At 60.5% G+C, this 14,533-nt stretch carries 11 protein-coding genes; all 11 read left to right on the plus strand.

From position 1 onward, the window contains the following. Position 1: 1 nt before the first annotated feature. The 11 genes from lpxD to eno all read left to right on the plus strand — a co-directional run bounded on the left by lpxD (position 2) and on the right by eno (position 14,502). Entirely contained in the window at positions 2-1,057 is a 1,056-nt protein-coding gene (gene lpxD / locus NIBR502773_RS21930; RefSeq protein WP_141156922.1) for a UDP-3-O-(3-hydroxymyristoyl)glucosamine N-acyltransferase, read from the plus strand. Positions 1,058-1,167: 110 nt separating this feature from the next. Next, positions 1,168-1,608 (plus strand): 3-hydroxyacyl-ACP dehydratase FabZ, encoded by a 441-nt coding sequence (gene fabZ / locus NIBR502773_RS21935; RefSeq protein WP_003172281.1) that lies wholly within the window; start codon positions 1,168-1,170, stop codon positions 1,606-1,608. Next, positions 1,605-2,381 carry an acyl-ACP--UDP-N-acetylglucosamine O-acyltransferase gene (lpxA, locus tag NIBR502773_RS21940; protein ID WP_027604472.1) on the plus strand — a complete coding sequence of 259 codons (777 nt, stop codon included), beginning with the start codon at positions 1,605-1,607 and terminating at the stop codon, positions 2,379-2,381. The genes fabZ and lpxA overlap by 4 nt, the downstream gene beginning before the upstream one ends. A gap of 2 nt (positions 2,382-2,383) precedes the next feature. Further along, entirely contained in the window at positions 2,384-3,523 is a 1,140-nt protein-coding gene (gene lpxB / locus NIBR502773_RS21945) for a lipid-A-disaccharide synthase (protein WP_065938776.1), read from the plus strand. Then, positions 3,520-4,152, plus strand: coding sequence for a ribonuclease HII (gene rnhB / locus NIBR502773_RS21950; protein WP_065938777.1), 633 nt, complete (start codon positions 3,520-3,522; stop codon positions 4,150-4,152). The genes lpxB and rnhB overlap by 4 nt, the downstream gene beginning before the upstream one ends. A gap of 77 nt (positions 4,153-4,229) precedes the next feature. Beyond that, positions 4,230-7,751, plus strand: coding sequence for a DNA polymerase III subunit alpha (gene dnaE / locus NIBR502773_RS21955; protein ID WP_115485764.1), 3,522 nt, complete (start codon positions 4,230-4,232; stop codon positions 7,749-7,751). 128 nt (positions 7,752-7,879) lie between these two features. Beyond that, on the plus strand, positions 7,880-8,827 hold the full coding sequence (locus NIBR502773_RS21960) for an acetyl-CoA carboxylase carboxyltransferase subunit alpha (protein ID WP_016976871.1): 948 nt from the start codon (positions 7,880-7,882) through the stop codon (positions 8,825-8,827). A gap of 160 nt (positions 8,828-8,987) precedes the next feature. Then, positions 8,988-10,298: a tRNA lysidine(34) synthetase TilS gene (tilS, locus tag NIBR502773_RS21965; RefSeq protein WP_141156923.1), complete on the plus strand. Its 1,311-nt coding sequence runs from the start codon at positions 8,988-8,990 to the stop codon at positions 10,296-10,298. 274 nt (positions 10,299-10,572) lie between these two features. Next, complete coding sequence (locus NIBR502773_RS21970; protein WP_053137224.1) at positions 10,573-12,204, plus strand: CTP synthase; 1,632 nt, start codon at positions 10,573-10,575, stop codon at positions 12,202-12,204. A gap of 5 nt (positions 12,205-12,209) precedes the next feature. After that, the gene (gene kdsA, locus NIBR502773_RS21975) at positions 12,210-13,055 is read left to right on the plus strand and encodes a 3-deoxy-8-phosphooctulonate synthase (RefSeq protein WP_027604465.1); all 846 of its coding nucleotides are present in this window, start codon (positions 12,210-12,212) and stop codon (positions 13,053-13,055) included. Between the two features lie 157 nt (positions 13,056-13,212). Further along, a complete protein-coding gene (gene eno / locus NIBR502773_RS21980) occupies positions 13,213-14,502 on the plus strand; it encodes a phosphopyruvate hydratase (RefSeq protein ID WP_053137218.1) in 1,290 nt (429 codons plus the stop codon). Positions 14,503-14,533: the final 31 nt, after the last annotated feature.

The raw sequence follows: 14,533 nt of genomic DNA on the forward strand, positions 1-14,533 counted from the left end.
CATGACCGCGACTATCAAGCTCGGCGAGTTGGCCGAGTTCCTGGGAGCCACCTTGCGTGGTTCCCCGGAGAAGGAAATCACTGGGCTAGCCACCTTGCAGGAGGCTGGCCCAGCTCAGTTGAGCTTCCTCGCAAACCCCCAATACCGTAAATACCTGGTCGACTGCCAGGCCGCAGCCGTGTTGCTGAAGGCCGCTGACGCCGAGGGTTACGCCGGGGATGCCCTGGTAGTGGCTGACCCCTACCTGTCGTACGCAAAGGCGTCTCATCTGTTCGACCCGAAGCCCAAGGCAGCAGGTGGTGTTCATCCGTCTGCGGTTATCGCCGATGATGCCCAGGTTGACCCTGCGGCCAGCATCGGTGCGTTTGCGGTGATCGAGAGCGGTGCACGCATCGCGGCCGGTGTAACGGTCGGTGCGCATTGCTTTATCGGCGCTCGCTGTGTAATCGGCGCCGACGGTTGGCTGGCACCTCGCGTGACCCTGTACCACGACGTGCGTATCGGTGAACGTGTGGTCATTCAGTCGGGCGCCGTGATTGGCGGTGAAGGCTTTGGCTTTGCCAACTCGAAAGGCGTCTGGCACAAGATTGCCCAGGTCGGCGGCGTATTGATCGGCGACGACGTGGAAATCGGTGTCAACACGGCGGTCGATCGCGGGGCCTTGGCCGATACCGTGATCGGTAACGGCGTGAAGCTCGACAACCAGATCCAGATCGCCCACAACGTGCAGATTGGCGATCACACCGCCATGGCCGCCTGTGTAGGCATTTCCGGCAGCACCCGGATCGGCAAGCATTGCATGCTCGCCGGTGGCGTAGGGCTGGTGGGGCATATCGATATTTGCGACAACGTTTTCATCACCGGCATGACCATGGTCACCCACTCGATTACCGAACCGGGGGCCTACTCATCTGGTACCGCCATGCAGCCCGCAGCTGAATGGCGCAAGAGCGCAGCACGTTTGAGGCAGCTCGACGACATGGCTCGACGTCTCAAACAGCTGGAAAAGCGTGTTGGGGACGTGACCCCTGGCGGTAATGCTTCATCAGAAGGCTGATACCATTTCCATATCAAGTGTGCACAGCCGCTAGACTGCCTCCTTGATTTGCTAGCGGGGCGTGCGTTTAGTCGCCCGCCCCCAATCTTTATTACAGGCTTCCCCCCGAAATGATGGACATCAACGAGATTCGCGAATACCTGCCCCACCGTTACCCGTTCCTGCTGGTGGACCGTGTAGTGGACCTCAATGTTGAGGAAAAGCGCATTCGTGCCTACAAGAATGTCAGCATCAACGAACCGTTCTTCAACGGTCACTTTCCCGCGCATCCCATCATGCCGGGCGTATTGATCATCGAAGCAATGGCCCAGGCTGCCGGTATCCTTGGTTTCAAAATGCTCGACCTCAAGCCTGCCGACGGCACGCTTTACTATTTCGTGGGCTCCGACAAGTTGCGCTTTCGCAACCCGGTTACCCCGGGTGACCAGTTGATCCTGGAAGCCAAGTTCATCAGCTGCAAGCGCCAGATCTGGAAGTTCGAATGCCAGGCCTCGGTAGATGGTAAGCCGGTGTGCTCTGCCGAGATCATCTGTGCGGAACGCAAACTATGAGTTTGATTGACCCTCGCGCAATCATCGATCCGTCGGCCGTACTGGCCGCCGACGTTGAGGTCGGCCCCTGGTCGATCATCGGCGCAGGTGTGGAAATCGGCGAGGGGACTGTCATCGGGCCGCACGTGATCCTCAAGGGTCCGACCCGCATTGGCAAACACAACCGCATCTACCAGTTTTCCTCGGTAGGCGAAGACACCCCGGACATGAAGTACAAGGGTGAAGAAACCCGCCTGGTAATCGGTGATCACAATATCATCCGTGAAGGCGTGACCATTCACCGTGGCACCGTGCAGGATCGTGCCGAGACCACGCTGGGTGATCACAACCTGGTCATGGCCTATGCCCATATCGGTCATGACAGCGTGATCGGCAACCACTGCATCCTGGTCAACAACACGGCGTTGGCTGGCCATGTACACGTTGACGATTGGGCGATCCTGTCCGGCTTTACCCTGGTGCATCAGTATTGCCATATCGGCGCCCACAGCTTTTCCGGCATGGGCACCGCCATCGGCAAGGACGTTCCGGCGTTCGTCACGGTGTTCGGCAACCCGGCCGAAGCCCGCAGCATGAACTTCGAAGGCATGCGCCGTCGTGGTTTCAGCGAAGAGGCGATCCACGCCCTGCGCCGTGCCTACAAGGTGGTCTACCGGCAGGGTCTGACGGTGGACCAGGCGTTGATCCAACTGGCCGAGCCGGCAGCTTTGTTTCCGGAAGTCGCGGTGTTCCGTGACTCGATCCAGGCGTCGACCCGCGGCATCACCCGCTGATCATGGCTACTCTGCGTATCGCGCTGGTGGCCGGAGAAGCTTCCGGCGACATTTTGGGCGCAGGTCTGATGCGGGCACTCAAGGCCCGGCACCCTGCGGTGGAGTTTATCGGCGTCGGCGGGCCGCTGATGCAGGCCGAAGGCCTCACGTCGTACTTCCCCATGGAGCGTCTGTCGGTCATGGGCCTGGTCGAGGTGCTGGGTCGCCTGCGTGAGCTCCTGGCTCGTCGCAAGCTGCTGATCCAGACGCTGATCGAAGAAAAGCCCGACGTGTTTATCGGCATCGATGCGCCGGACTTCACCCTCAATATCGAACTCAAGTTGCGTCAGGCCGGAATCAAGACCGTCCACTACGTCAGCCCCTCCGTGTGGGCATGGCGGCAGAAGCGTGTGTTGAAGATCCGCGAAGGCTGCGACCTGATGTTGACCCTGTTGCCGTTCGAGGCCAGGTTCTACGAGGAGAAGGGCGTGCCGGTAAGGTTTGTCGGGCATACCCTGGCTGACAGCATTCCTTTGCAGGCTGATCGTGCAGCCGCGCGCGCCGAACTGGGCCTGCCCGACGGCCCGCTCGTCGCGCTGATGCCGGGCAGTCGAGGTGGCGAAGTGGGCCGTCTTGCCAGCGTATTTTTCGATGCTGCCGAGCGCCTGCAAGCCTTGAAGCCCGGCGTACGGTTCGTGTTGCCCTGCGCCAGCCCGCAACGGCGTGCACAAATCGAGACACTGCTGGTCGGTCGCAATCTGCCATTGACCCTGCTCGACGGCCAGTCGCACCTGGCCCTGGCGGCCTGTGATGCGGTGCTGATCGCTTCGGGTACCGCGACCTTGGAGGCCCTGCTCTACAAGCGCCCGATGGTCGTGGCCTATCGCCTGGCGCCGCTGACGTTCTGGATTCTCAAGCGCATGGTCAAAAGCCCTTACATCTCCTTGCCCAACTTGTTGGCCCAGCGCCTGTTGGTGCCGGAATTATTGCAGGACGATGCAACCCCCGAAGCCCTCGCGCAAACCCTACTACCCTTGATCGACGGCGGCGAAGAACAGACCCGTGGTTTTGACGACATCCACCGCACCCTGCGCCGTGATGCATCGAACCAGGCGGCCGACGCCGTATTGACCTTGATCGGCCAAAAACAGGAAGCTTTATGAGCACGCAAATAGGCCTGGATTTCAGCCTCGTTGCCCAAGCCCACGAACTGGTGGCCGGTGTTGACGAAGTGGGGCGCGGCCCGCTGTGTGGCGCGGTGGTGACGGCGGCCGTGATCCTGGATCCGAACCGCCCGATCCTGGGCCTCAACGACTCGAAAAAACTCACCGAAGCGCGCCGTGAAAAACTCTACGACGAAATCTGTGAAAAGGCCCTGAGCTGGCATATCGCCCGGGCCGAAGTTGAAGAAATCGACGAATTGAACATTCTGCACGCCACGATGCTGGCCATGCAGCGTGCCGTTGAAGGCCTGCATATCACCCCAAAACTGGCGATGATCGACGGCAACCGTTGCCCGAAGCTGGCGATGCCGGCTGAAGCGGTGGTCAAGGGCGATAGCAAGGTTCCAGCCATTGCCGCCGCGTCGATCCTGGCCAAGGTCAGCCGAGACCGTGAAATGGCTGCCTTCGAATTGATTTACCCCGGCTACGGCATCGGGGGCCATAAAGGCTATCCGACGCCCGTTCATCTGGAAGCCCTGGCCCGTCTCGGCCCAACGCCGATCCATCGGCGCTCGTTTGCCCCGGTGCGCCAGGCTTATGAGCTGCGCGAGAACCTCAGCGAGGTTTAGTCGCAAGGCTGATGTTTTTGCCAAGGCCCGGTACAATCCCGGGCCTTGTTGTTTCTAAGTTTCTGGACAGGATCACTATGCCGGCTTCATTCGTTCACCTGCGCCTGCACACTGAATACTCCCTGGTCGACGGCCTTGTACGGATCAAACCGCTGGTCAAGACCCTGGTGGGCATGAACATGCCTGCGGTCGCGGTTACCGATCAGAACAACATGTGCTCCCTGGTCAAGTTCTACAAGAACGCCATGGGCGCCGGCATCAAGCCGATCTGCGGCGCTGACCTGTGGCTGTCCAACAAAGATCCGGATAACCCCCTGAGCCGCATCAGCCTGCTGGCGATGAATGGCGTGGGTTATCGCAACCTCACCGAATTGATTTCCCGTGGCTTTATCGACGGCCAGCGCAACGGCTCGATCATCATCGAGCGCGAATGGGTCGCCGAGGCCAGCGAAGGCCTGATCATGCTGTCGGCCGCCAAAGAAGGCGAGATCGGTATCGCGCTGCTGGGCGGTAATCCCCATGAAGCCGAAGTGCTGGCGAGGGAGTGGATGCAGGTCTTCCCCGACCGTTTCTACCTGGAAGTCCAGCGCACCAACCGTCCCAACGATGAAGAGCATCTGCACGCCGCCGTAGCCCTGGCCGACAAGCTGGGCGCACCCTTGGTGGCGACCAACGATGTGCGCTTTATCAAGAAGGAAGATTTCGAGGCCCACGAAACCCGCGTGTGCATCGGTGAAGGCCGGGCCCTGGATGACCCGCGTCGTTCCAAGAACTACAGCGAAGAGCAGTACCTCAAGAGCGCGGACGAAATGGCCGAGCTGTTCAGCGACCTGCCCGAGGCCCTGGAAAACTCCGTCGAGATTGCCAAGCGCTGCAATATCGAAGTGAAGCTGGGCAAGCACTTTTTGCCCAACTTCCCGATTCCCGATGGCATGACCATCGACGAGTATTTCCGCAAGGTGTCGTTTGATGGTCTGGAGGAGCGGCTCTCCGTCCTGCTGCCCAGGGACACCACCGAAGATTACGAGGCCAAGCGCCAGGTCTATGTCGATCGGCTGAATTTCGAGCTGGATATCATCATCCAGATGGGGTTCCCCGGTTACTTCCTGATCGTGATGGACTTTATCCAGTGGGCCAAGAGCAACGGCGTGCCGGTAGGTCCGGGCCGGGGGTCGGGTGCCGGCTCGCTGGTCGCCTATGTACAGAAGATCACCGACCTTGATCCGCTGGAATATGACTTGCTGTTCGAACGGTTCCTGAACCCGGAACGGGTCTCCATGCCCGACTTCGACGTCGACTTCTGCATGGACGGTCGCGACCGTGTGATCGAATACGTGGCCGAGAAATACGGCCGCAACGCCGTGAGCCAGATCATCACCTTCGGTTCCATGGCGGCCAAGGCGGTTATCCGTGACGTAGCGCGGGTGCAGGGCAAGTCTTACGGCCTGGCGGACCGCCTGTCGAAGATGATCCCGTTCGAAGTCGGCATGACCCTGGAAAAAGCCTACGAGCAGGAAGAGATCCTGCGCGACTTCATCAAGGTCGATGAAGAAGCCGCCGAAATCTGGGAGATGGCGCGCAAGCTTGAGGGCGTGGTGCGTAACGTCGGTAAGCACGCCGGTGGTGTGGTGATCGCGCCGACCAAGCTCACCGACTTTTCGCCGATCTATTGCGATGAAGAGGGCGGCGGCCTGGTTACCCAGTTCGACAAGGACGATGTGGAGGCGGCCGGCCTGGTGAAGTTCGACTTCCTCGGCCTGCGCACCCTGACGATCATCGATTGGGCACTCAAGACCATCAACCGCGACCGCGCCAAGGTCAACGAAGAACCGCTGGATATCGCCTTCATCCCGCTGGACGACAAGCCGACCTACACCTTGCTGCAAAAAGCCGAAACCACGGCGGTGTTCCAGCTTGAATCCCGCGGTATGAAAGAGCTGATCAAAAAGCTCAAGCCCGACTGCCTGGAAGACTTGATCGCACTGGTGGCCCTGTTCCGTCCTGGCCCGCTGCAATCGGGCATGGTGGATGACTTCATCAACCGTAAGCACGGTCGTGCCGAACTGGCGTACCCGCACTCCGACTACCAGTACGATGGCCTCAAGCCGGTATTGGCGCCGACCTACGGCATCATCCTGTACCAGGAACAGGTGATGCAGATCGCCCAGGTGATGGCCGGCTACACCCTCGGTGGCGCGGACATGCTGCGGCGGGCCATGGGTAAGAAAAAGCCCGAGGAAATGGCCAAGCAACGCGGCGGTTTCATTGAGGGTTGCGCCACCAACAATATCGATGCCGACCTGGCCGGTAACATTTTCGACCTGGTGGAAAAATTCGCCGGTTATGGCTTCAACAAATCCCACTCCGCCGCCTACGGCCTGGTGTCGTACCAGACCGCCTGGCTGAAAGCCCACTACCCGGCGCCGTTCATGGCTGCGGTACTCTCGGCGGATATGCACAACACCGACAAGGTCGTGACCTTGATCGAAGAAGTGCGCACCATGAAGCTGCGCCTCGACGCGCCGGACGTGAACGCCTCGGAGTTCAAGTTCACGGTGAACGATGAAGGTCGCATCATCTATGGCCTGGGCGCGATCAAGGGCGTGGGCGAAGGCCCGGTGGAAGCCATCACCGAAGCGCGCCAGGACGGGCCGTTCAAGGATCTGTTCGACTTCTGCGCACGGGTCGACCTCAAGCGCATCAACAAACGTACCCTCGATGGCCTCATCCGCAGCGGCGCGCTCGACCGTCTCGGCCCGTATTTCCACGATGAGCCGAAGGCGTATCAGGCGAATATCGATCGCAATCGCGCGGTGCTGCTCACCGCCATGGAAGAAGCGATCAAGGCCGCCGAACAGACCGCCCGCACCCACGACAGCGGCCACGCCGACCTGTTTGGCGGGTTGTTCGTCGAAGAAGATGCGGACGTGTATGCCAACCACCGCAAAGCCAAGGAGCTGACCCTCAAGGAACGCCTCAAGGGTGAGAAAGACACCTTGGGCCTGTACCTCACCGGTCACCCGATTGACGAATATGAAGGCGAGATCCGTCGTTTCGCCCGTCAACGCATCATCGACCTGAAACCGGCGCGGGATACCCAGACCGTCGCCGGCATGATCATCGCCCTGCGGGTGATGAAAAACAAAAAGGGCGACAAGATGGGCTTTATCACCCTCGACGACCGCTCGGGCCGGATCGAGGCGTCGCTGTTTGCCGACGCCTTTCATTCCGCGCAGTCGCTGCTGCAGACCGACGCCATGGTGGTGGTGGAAGGGGAGGTCAGCAACGATGACTTCTCCGGCGGCTTGCGCCTGCGGATCAAGCGGGTGATGAGCATGGAAGATGCGCGCACCAACCTGGCCGAAAGCCTGCGCCTGAAGGTGAAGACCGAAGCCCTCAAGGGCGATCAGCTACGCTGGTTGGGTGACCTGCTCAAGCGCCATCGTGGCGCCTGCCCGGTGACCATGGAGTACACCGGCAACGACGCCAAGGCCATGTTGCAGTTTGGCGAGACGTGGCGAATTGATCCCGCTGACGGCTTGATTCAAGCTTTGCGTGACCAGTTCGGTCGTGACAACGTCTTCCTCCAATACCGTTGACGGTCAGGACGCCTGACCTCGGCTGAACATTTAATCTCGACCTAAACGCGCCTCTCCCTTAAGGTAGGGCGCGAATAGACAACCGGCTGGCCAGGCAACCCTTGGCCGTCGACCCAAGACGGACGCTTATGAACCCGAATTTTCTTGATTTCGAACAGCCGATCGCTGACCTGCAAGCCAAGATCGAAGAGCTGCGCCTGGTCGGCAATGACAATTCGCTGAATATCGGCGATGAGATCGCTCGCCTGCAAGACAAGAGCAGCACGCTCACCGAAGACATCTTCGGCAAGCTGACCAGCTGGCAGATCGCGCGCCTGGCCCGCCACCCGCGCCGTCCGTATACCCTGGACTATATTCAGCACATCTTCACCGAGTTCGACGAGCTGCACGGCGACCGCCATTTCTCCGACGACGCGGCCATCGTGGGCGGTATCGCTCGCCTGGACGACCAGCCGGTCATGGTTATCGGTCACCAGAAAGGCCGTGAAGTGCGCGAGAAAGTACGCCGCAACTTCGGTATGCCGCGTCCGGAAGGCTACCGTAAGGCGTGCCGCCTGATGGAAATGGCCGAGCGCTTCAAGATGCCGATCCTGACCTTCATCGACACCCCGGGTGCTTACCCGGGTATCGACGCCGAAGAGCGCAACCAGAGCGAAGCGATTGCCTGGAACCTGCGAGTGATGGCCCGCCTGAAAACCCCGATCATCGCCACTGTGATTGGTGAAGGTGGTTCCGGCGGTGCACTGGCCATTGGCGTCTGCGACCAGTTGAACATGCTGCAATATTCGACCTACGCGGTGATCTCGCCGGAAGGTTGCGCCTCGATCCTGTGGAAAACCGCAGAGAAGGCGCCGGACGCTGCCGAAGCCATGGGCATCACTGCCGATCGCCTCAAGGGCCTGGGTATCGTCGACAAAGTGATCGCCGAGCCATTGGGCGGCGCCCACCGCGATCCGGCCGCCGCCGCTGCCACTATCCGTGCCGAGCTGGGGTCGCAACTGGCGATGCTCAAGAAGCTGGATAACGAAGCGCTGCTGGCCCGTCGCTACGAGCGCCTGATGAGCTACGGTCTCTAAGATCGCAGCAGCACTAATGTGGGAGGGGCTTGCCCCCGATTGCTGAGTGTCAGTCACTGTATTCACTGGCTGATGCTCCGCTGTCGGGGGCAAGCCCCCTCCCACATTTGCTTTGTGTATGCTTGGCTTGGGTATTCCAGATTTGCGGCGGTAACCTGTGATGAAACCGACTTTATCCGCCAAACTCCTGCACGCCCTGGCCCCCTGGCGCAACGCCCCGGCTTGGCATATCGCCTTCTCTGGTGGTCTTGATTCCACTGTCCTGTTGCATCTCCTGGCCAACGCCGAAGCCCTTCCGCCTCTAAGCGCTGTTCATGTCCACCATGGCCTGCAGGCTGTCGCCGACGTCTGGCCAGGTCATTGCCAGTCGGTGTGCGACAGCCTGGGCGTACCCTTGCGGGTCATGCGCGTGCACGTGCAGCCTGGCGCCAGTCTTGAGCGTGCAGCGCGTGATGCACGTTACCGGGCGTTTACCGAGGTGATCGGGGCAGGGGAAGTGTTACTCACCGGCCAGCATCGCGATGATCAAGCCGAAACGCTGCTATTCCGCCTGCTGCGCGGTGCCGGGGTGCGAGGGCTCGCCGCAATGCCTGCGCACCGCCCGTTGGCAGGTGGTTTCCTGGTGCGGCCGTTGCTGGAGGTCTCGCGCGCCGAGCTGGAAGCCTACGCTGATGAGCATCAACTCAAGTGGGTTGAAGATCCTTCCAACACCGATCCACGTTTCTCCCGTAATTACCTGCGTCACCGCGTGATCCCGACGCTGACGGCGCGTTGGCCCCAAGCTGTCTCCAGCCTGGCCCGCACCGCCGAACACCTCGGTGAAGCCCAGGCGCTGCTGGGTGAACTGGCCTGCATGGACCTGCAAGCCGCCGATCAGCCTTCGCGGTTTCCTTGGTTGGTGTTGCCATCATTGGACCTTGGTCCACTGCGCGAACTTTCCGATGCCCGTCAGCGCAATGTCCTGCGCCATTGGCTGGCGCCGCTGACCCGTTTACCTGACAGCGACCATTGGGCTGGCTGGTATGCCCTGCGCGACGCCAAGGGCGACGCGCATCCCTTATGGCGTCTGGCTGATGGAGATTTGCAGCGTTGCGGCGCACGCATCTGGTGGTTGCCTCGCGCCTGGTCGGAGTTTTCCCACGCATCGGTGAGCTGGCCTGATCCGCAAAAGCCACTAGAGTTACCCGGCAATGGCCTGCTGGAAATGAGCGGCAAGGTGCCCGAAGGCCCGCTGGAGGTGCGTTATCGCCAGGGCGGCGAAATGCTTGAAGTGCCCGGCCGGGGCCGGCGTGACTTGAAGCGCCTGCTTAATGAGCATGGTGTGCCGGGCTTCGTCCGTGGCAGATTGCCGCTGCTGTATCGGGGCGAGCAATTGCTCGGCGTGCCCCTCCTCACTGGACTCTGGGCCGCACCGAGTGAAGCTTGGCAATTACATTGGATGCCAGAGACCTGCGATCAAGGTTTGAGCTGATAGAGCCTTTCCGGTAGACTACGCTCCCTTCTTGATACAACTTCTGTGGATTCGCCTGAATCGCAGCAGTTGCCGATTACCAAGCAGTCTTTGCTGGGCGATTCCAAAAAATGTGTAGCGATCAACGTACCGGCAGTTTCACTGCTGGTCTGTCACAACGCGGCGGTTTTTTTGAAAGGTGCACTGTGATTAATGCAGGTGATCGGGGGCTTCGGCCTCTCTTCGCTTTCCCCGGCGGCTCGGACCGCTTTAACGCAGACTTCTAGGGTTTTTCATGACGCGCTACATATTCGTCACGGGCGGTGTTGTTTCTTCATTGGGGAAAGGCATTGCCTCCGCTTCATTGGCGGCCATCCTGGAGGCGCGGGGGCTTAAAGTCACCATGCTCAAGCTGGACCCGTACATCAACGTCGACCCGGGCACCATGAGCCCGTTCCAGCACGGTGAAGTGTTCGTCACACACGACGGCGCCGAGACCGACCTGGACCTGGGCCACTACGAGCGGTTCATCCGCACGACCATGACCCAGAACAACAACTTCACCACCGGCCGTGTCTACGAGCACGTGCTGCGCAAGGAGCGCCGTGGTGACTACCTGGGTGCAACCATCCAGGTGATCCCGCACATCACCGACGAAATCAAGCGCCGCATCATCAAGGGTGCAGGCGATGCCGACGTGGCGATGGTCGAGATCGGTGGCACCGTGGGTGACATCGAATCCCAGCCGTTCCTCGAAGCCATCCGCCAGCTGCGTTTCGAAGTCGGCGCCAAGCGCGCGATGCTGATGCACCTCACGTTGGTGCCGTACATCGCCACCGCCGGCGAAACCAAAACCAAGCCTACCCAGCACTCGGTCAAGGAACTGCGTTCCATCGGCCTGCAGCCGGACGTACTGGTATGCCGCTCCGACCACCCGATCGACATTTCCTCGCGTCGCAAGATCGCGCAGTTCACCAACGTTGAAGAACGTGCGGTGATTGCCCTGGAAGACGCCGACACCATCTACAAGATCCCGGGCATCCTGCATTCGCAAGGCCTGGATGATTTTGTGGTCGAGCGTTTCGGCCTGCAGTGCAACGGCGCGGACCTGTCCGAGTGGGAAGCCGTGGTTGACGCCAAGCTCAACCCTGAGCACGAAGTCACCATCGCCATGGTCGGCAAGTACATGGAGCTGCTGGACGCGTACAAGTCGCTGATCGAAGCGATGAGCCACGCGGGCATCAGCAACCGTACCAAGGTCAACCTGCGCTACATCGATTCCGAAGACATCGAGAACCAGGGCACCGCGCTGCTCGAAGGTGTCGATGCGATCCTCGTTCCAGGCGGTTTCGGCCTGCGTGGCGTGGAAGGCAAGATCACTGCCGTGCAGTACGCCCGCGAGAACAAGGTGCCGTACCTGGGCATCTGCCTGGGCATGCAAGTGGCCGTTATCGAGTTCGCCCGTAACGTGATGGGCTGGAAAGACGCCAACTCCACCGAGTTCGACAGCAAGAGCGGCCACCCGGTCGTGGGCCTGATCACCGAATGGGAAGACGCCACCGGCGCCGTCGAAACCCGTACCGAAAGCTCCGACCTGGGCGGCACCATGCGCCTTGGCGCGCAAGACTGCCTGCTGGAGCCGGGTTCTCTGGTTCACGACTGCTACGGCAAGGACGTGATCGTCGAGCGTCACCGTCACCGCTACGAAGTGAACAACAACCTGCTGCCGCAGATCAAAGAGGCTGGCCTGAAAATCTCCGGTCGCTCCGGTGATGGCGCGCTGGTTGAAGTGGTCGAGGCCCCGGATCATCCATGGTTCGTCGCTTGCCAGTTCCACCCTGAGTTCACCTCGACTCCACGCGACGGTCACCCGTTGTTCAGCGGTTTCGTCAAGGCTGCACTGACGCAACACCAGAAGAAGGCGTAAACCTGATGGCCCAGAAGATCATTCGCGTAGGCGACATCGAGATTGCCAACGACAAGCCCATGGTGCTGTTCGGCGGCATGAACGTGCTGGAAAGCCGTGACATGGCGATGCAGGTCTGTGAAGAGTACGTCAAGGTTACCGAGAAACTGGGTATCCCCTACGTGTTCAAGGCCAGCTTCGACAAGGCCAACCGTTCGTCCGTGACCTCCTATCGCGGCCCGGGCCTTGAAGAAGGCATGCGGATCTTCCAGGACATCAAGCAAGCCTTCGGCGTGCCGATCATCACCGACGTCCACGAGCCTGAACAGGCTGCCGTGGTCGCCGAGGTGTGCGACATCATCCAGTTGCCGGCCTTCCTGTCGCGCCAGACCGACCTCGTGGTCGCGATGGCCAGGACCGGCGCTGTGATCAATATCAAGAAAGCCCAGTTCCTCGCGCCCCAGGAGATGAAACATATCCTGAACAAGTGCGTGGAAGCGGGTAACGACCAGTTGATCCTCTGCGAGCGCGGTTCGAGCTTCGGCTACAACAACCTCGTGGTGGACATGCTCGGTTTCGGCATCATGAAGCAGTTCGAATACCCGGTGTTCTTCGACGTGACCCACGCGCTGCAAATGCCCGGTGGTCGCGCCGACTCCGCCGGTGGGCGCCGTGCCCAGGTACTGGACCTGGCCAAGGCCGGCATCAGCCAGTCCCTGGCGGGCCTGTTCCTCGAAGCCCACCCGGACCCGGACAACGCCAAATGCGACGGCCCATGCGCCCTGCGCCTGGACAAGCTGGAGCCATTCCTGGCCCAGCTCAAGCAGTTGGACGAACTGGTCAAGAGTTTTCCGACGGTAGAGACCGCGTAAGCGTTGATTCTCCGGTAGACTTTCCCACGCTTTACGCTCAGGCCTATGGGCCTGAGCCTTGTCGCCTGCAAGCCTGCCCCGTTGTTCCACCCTTGCGGTCGGTCAAAAGATTTCCTTCAGCTGCGTCGTTTTCGTCAACTTTGGAGTGTTTACAACAATGGCAAAAATCGTCGACATCAAAGGTCGTGAAGTTCTCGACTCCCGTGGCAACCCCACCGTCGAAGCCGACGTGCTTCTCGATAACGGCATCATCGGCAGCGCCTGCGCGCCGTCCGGTGCTTCCACAGGTTCGCGCGAAGCGCTGGAACTGCGTGATGGCGACAAGAGCCGTTACCTGGGCAAGGGTGTCCTCAAGGCTGTAGCCAACATCAACGGCCCGATCCGTGACCTGCTGCTGGGCAAGGACCCGCTGGACCAGAAAGCCCTGGACCACGCGATGATCAAGCTCGACGGCACTGAAAACAAAGGCAGCCTCGGCGCCAACGCCATCCTGGCCGTGTCCCTGGCTGCTGCCAAGGCGGCCGCCCAGGACCAGGACCTGCCGCTGTACGCCCACATCGCCAACCTGAACGGTACGCCGGGTGTCTACTCGATGCCGGTTCCGATGATGAACATCATCAACGGTGGCGAGCATGCCGATAACAACGTCGACATCCAGGAATTCATGGTGCAGCCGGTCGGCGCCAAGACCTTCTCCGAAGGCCTGCGCATGGGCACCGAGATTTTCCATCACCTCAAAGCCGTGCTGAAAGCTCGTGGCCTGAGCACTGCCGTAGGTGACGAAGGTGGTTTCGCACCAAACCTGGCGTCCAACGAAGATGCACTGAAAGTGATCTCCGAAGCCGTGGCCAACGCCGGCTACACACTGGGCACCGACGTGACCCTGGCCCTGGACTGCGCCGCCAGCGAGTTCTACGAAGATGGCAAATACAACCTGTCCGGCGAAGGCCAGGTGTTCAACTCCGAAGGTTTTGCCGAGTACCTGAAGGGCCTGACCCAGCGTTATCCGATCATCTCGATCGAAGACGGCCTGGACGAGTCCGACTGGGATGGCTGGAAGATCCTCACCGACAAGATCGGCGAAAAAGTCCAGCTGGTGGGCGACGACCTGTTCGTGACCAACACCAAGATCCTGAAAGAAGGCATCGACAAAAAGATCGCCAACTCGATCCTGATCAAGTTCAACCAGATCGGCACCCTGACCGAAACCCTGGAAGCCATCCAGATGGCCAAGGCTGCGGGCTACACCGCCGTGATCTCGCACCGCTCCGGCGAAACCGAAGATTCGACCATCGCCGACCTGGCCGTGGGCACTTCGGCGGGCCAGATCAAGACCGGCTCCCTGTGCCGCTCTGACCGTGTGTCCAAGTACAACCAATTGCTGCGTATCGAAGAGCAACTGGCCGGCAAAGCCAAGTACAACGGTCGCGGCGAGTTTCGTGGCTGATCGCTAGTTAAGAGTAAAGCGTGGTAAAAAG

Origin of the sequence: Pseudomonas sp. NIBRBAC000502773, from assembly GCF_006517195.1 — a bacterium.
GTDB classification, from domain to species: Bacteria; Pseudomonadota; Gammaproteobacteria; order Pseudomonadales; family Pseudomonadaceae; genus Aquipseudomonas; species Aquipseudomonas marginalis.

Bases quoted from the DNA above. Each gene is read 5' to 3' on its own strand.
- lpxD (WP_141156922.1), top strand. From the start codon at position 2: ATGACCGCGACTATCAAGCTCGGCGAGTTGGCCGAGTTCCTGGGAGCC.
- fabZ (WP_003172281.1), top strand. From the start codon at position 1,168: ATGATGGACATCAACGAGATTCGCGAATACCTGCCCCACCGTTACCCG.
- lpxA (WP_027604472.1), top strand. From the start codon at position 1,605: ATGAGTTTGATTGACCCTCGCGCAATCATCGATCCGTCGGCCGTACTG.
- lpxB (WP_065938776.1), top strand. From the start codon at position 2,384: ATGGCTACTCTGCGTATCGCGCTGGTGGCCGGAGAAGCTTCCGGCGAC.
- rnhB (WP_065938777.1), top strand. From the start codon at position 3,520: ATGAGCACGCAAATAGGCCTGGATTTCAGCCTCGTTGCCCAAGCCCAC.
- dnaE (WP_115485764.1), top strand. From the start codon at position 4,230: ATGCCGGCTTCATTCGTTCACCTGCGCCTGCACACTGAATACTCCCTG.
- NIBR502773_RS21960 (WP_016976871.1), top strand. From the start codon at position 7,880: ATGAACCCGAATTTTCTTGATTTCGAACAGCCGATCGCTGACCTGCAA.
- tilS (WP_141156923.1), top strand. From the start codon at position 8,988: ATGAAACCGACTTTATCCGCCAAACTCCTGCACGCCCTGGCCCCCTGG.
- NIBR502773_RS21970 (WP_053137224.1), top strand. From the start codon at position 10,573: ATGACGCGCTACATATTCGTCACGGGCGGTGTTGTTTCTTCATTGGGG.
- kdsA (WP_027604465.1), top strand. From the start codon at position 12,210: ATGGCCCAGAAGATCATTCGCGTAGGCGACATCGAGATTGCCAACGAC.
- eno (WP_053137218.1), top strand. From the start codon at position 13,213: ATGGCAAAAATCGTCGACATCAAAGGTCGTGAAGTTCTCGACTCCCGT.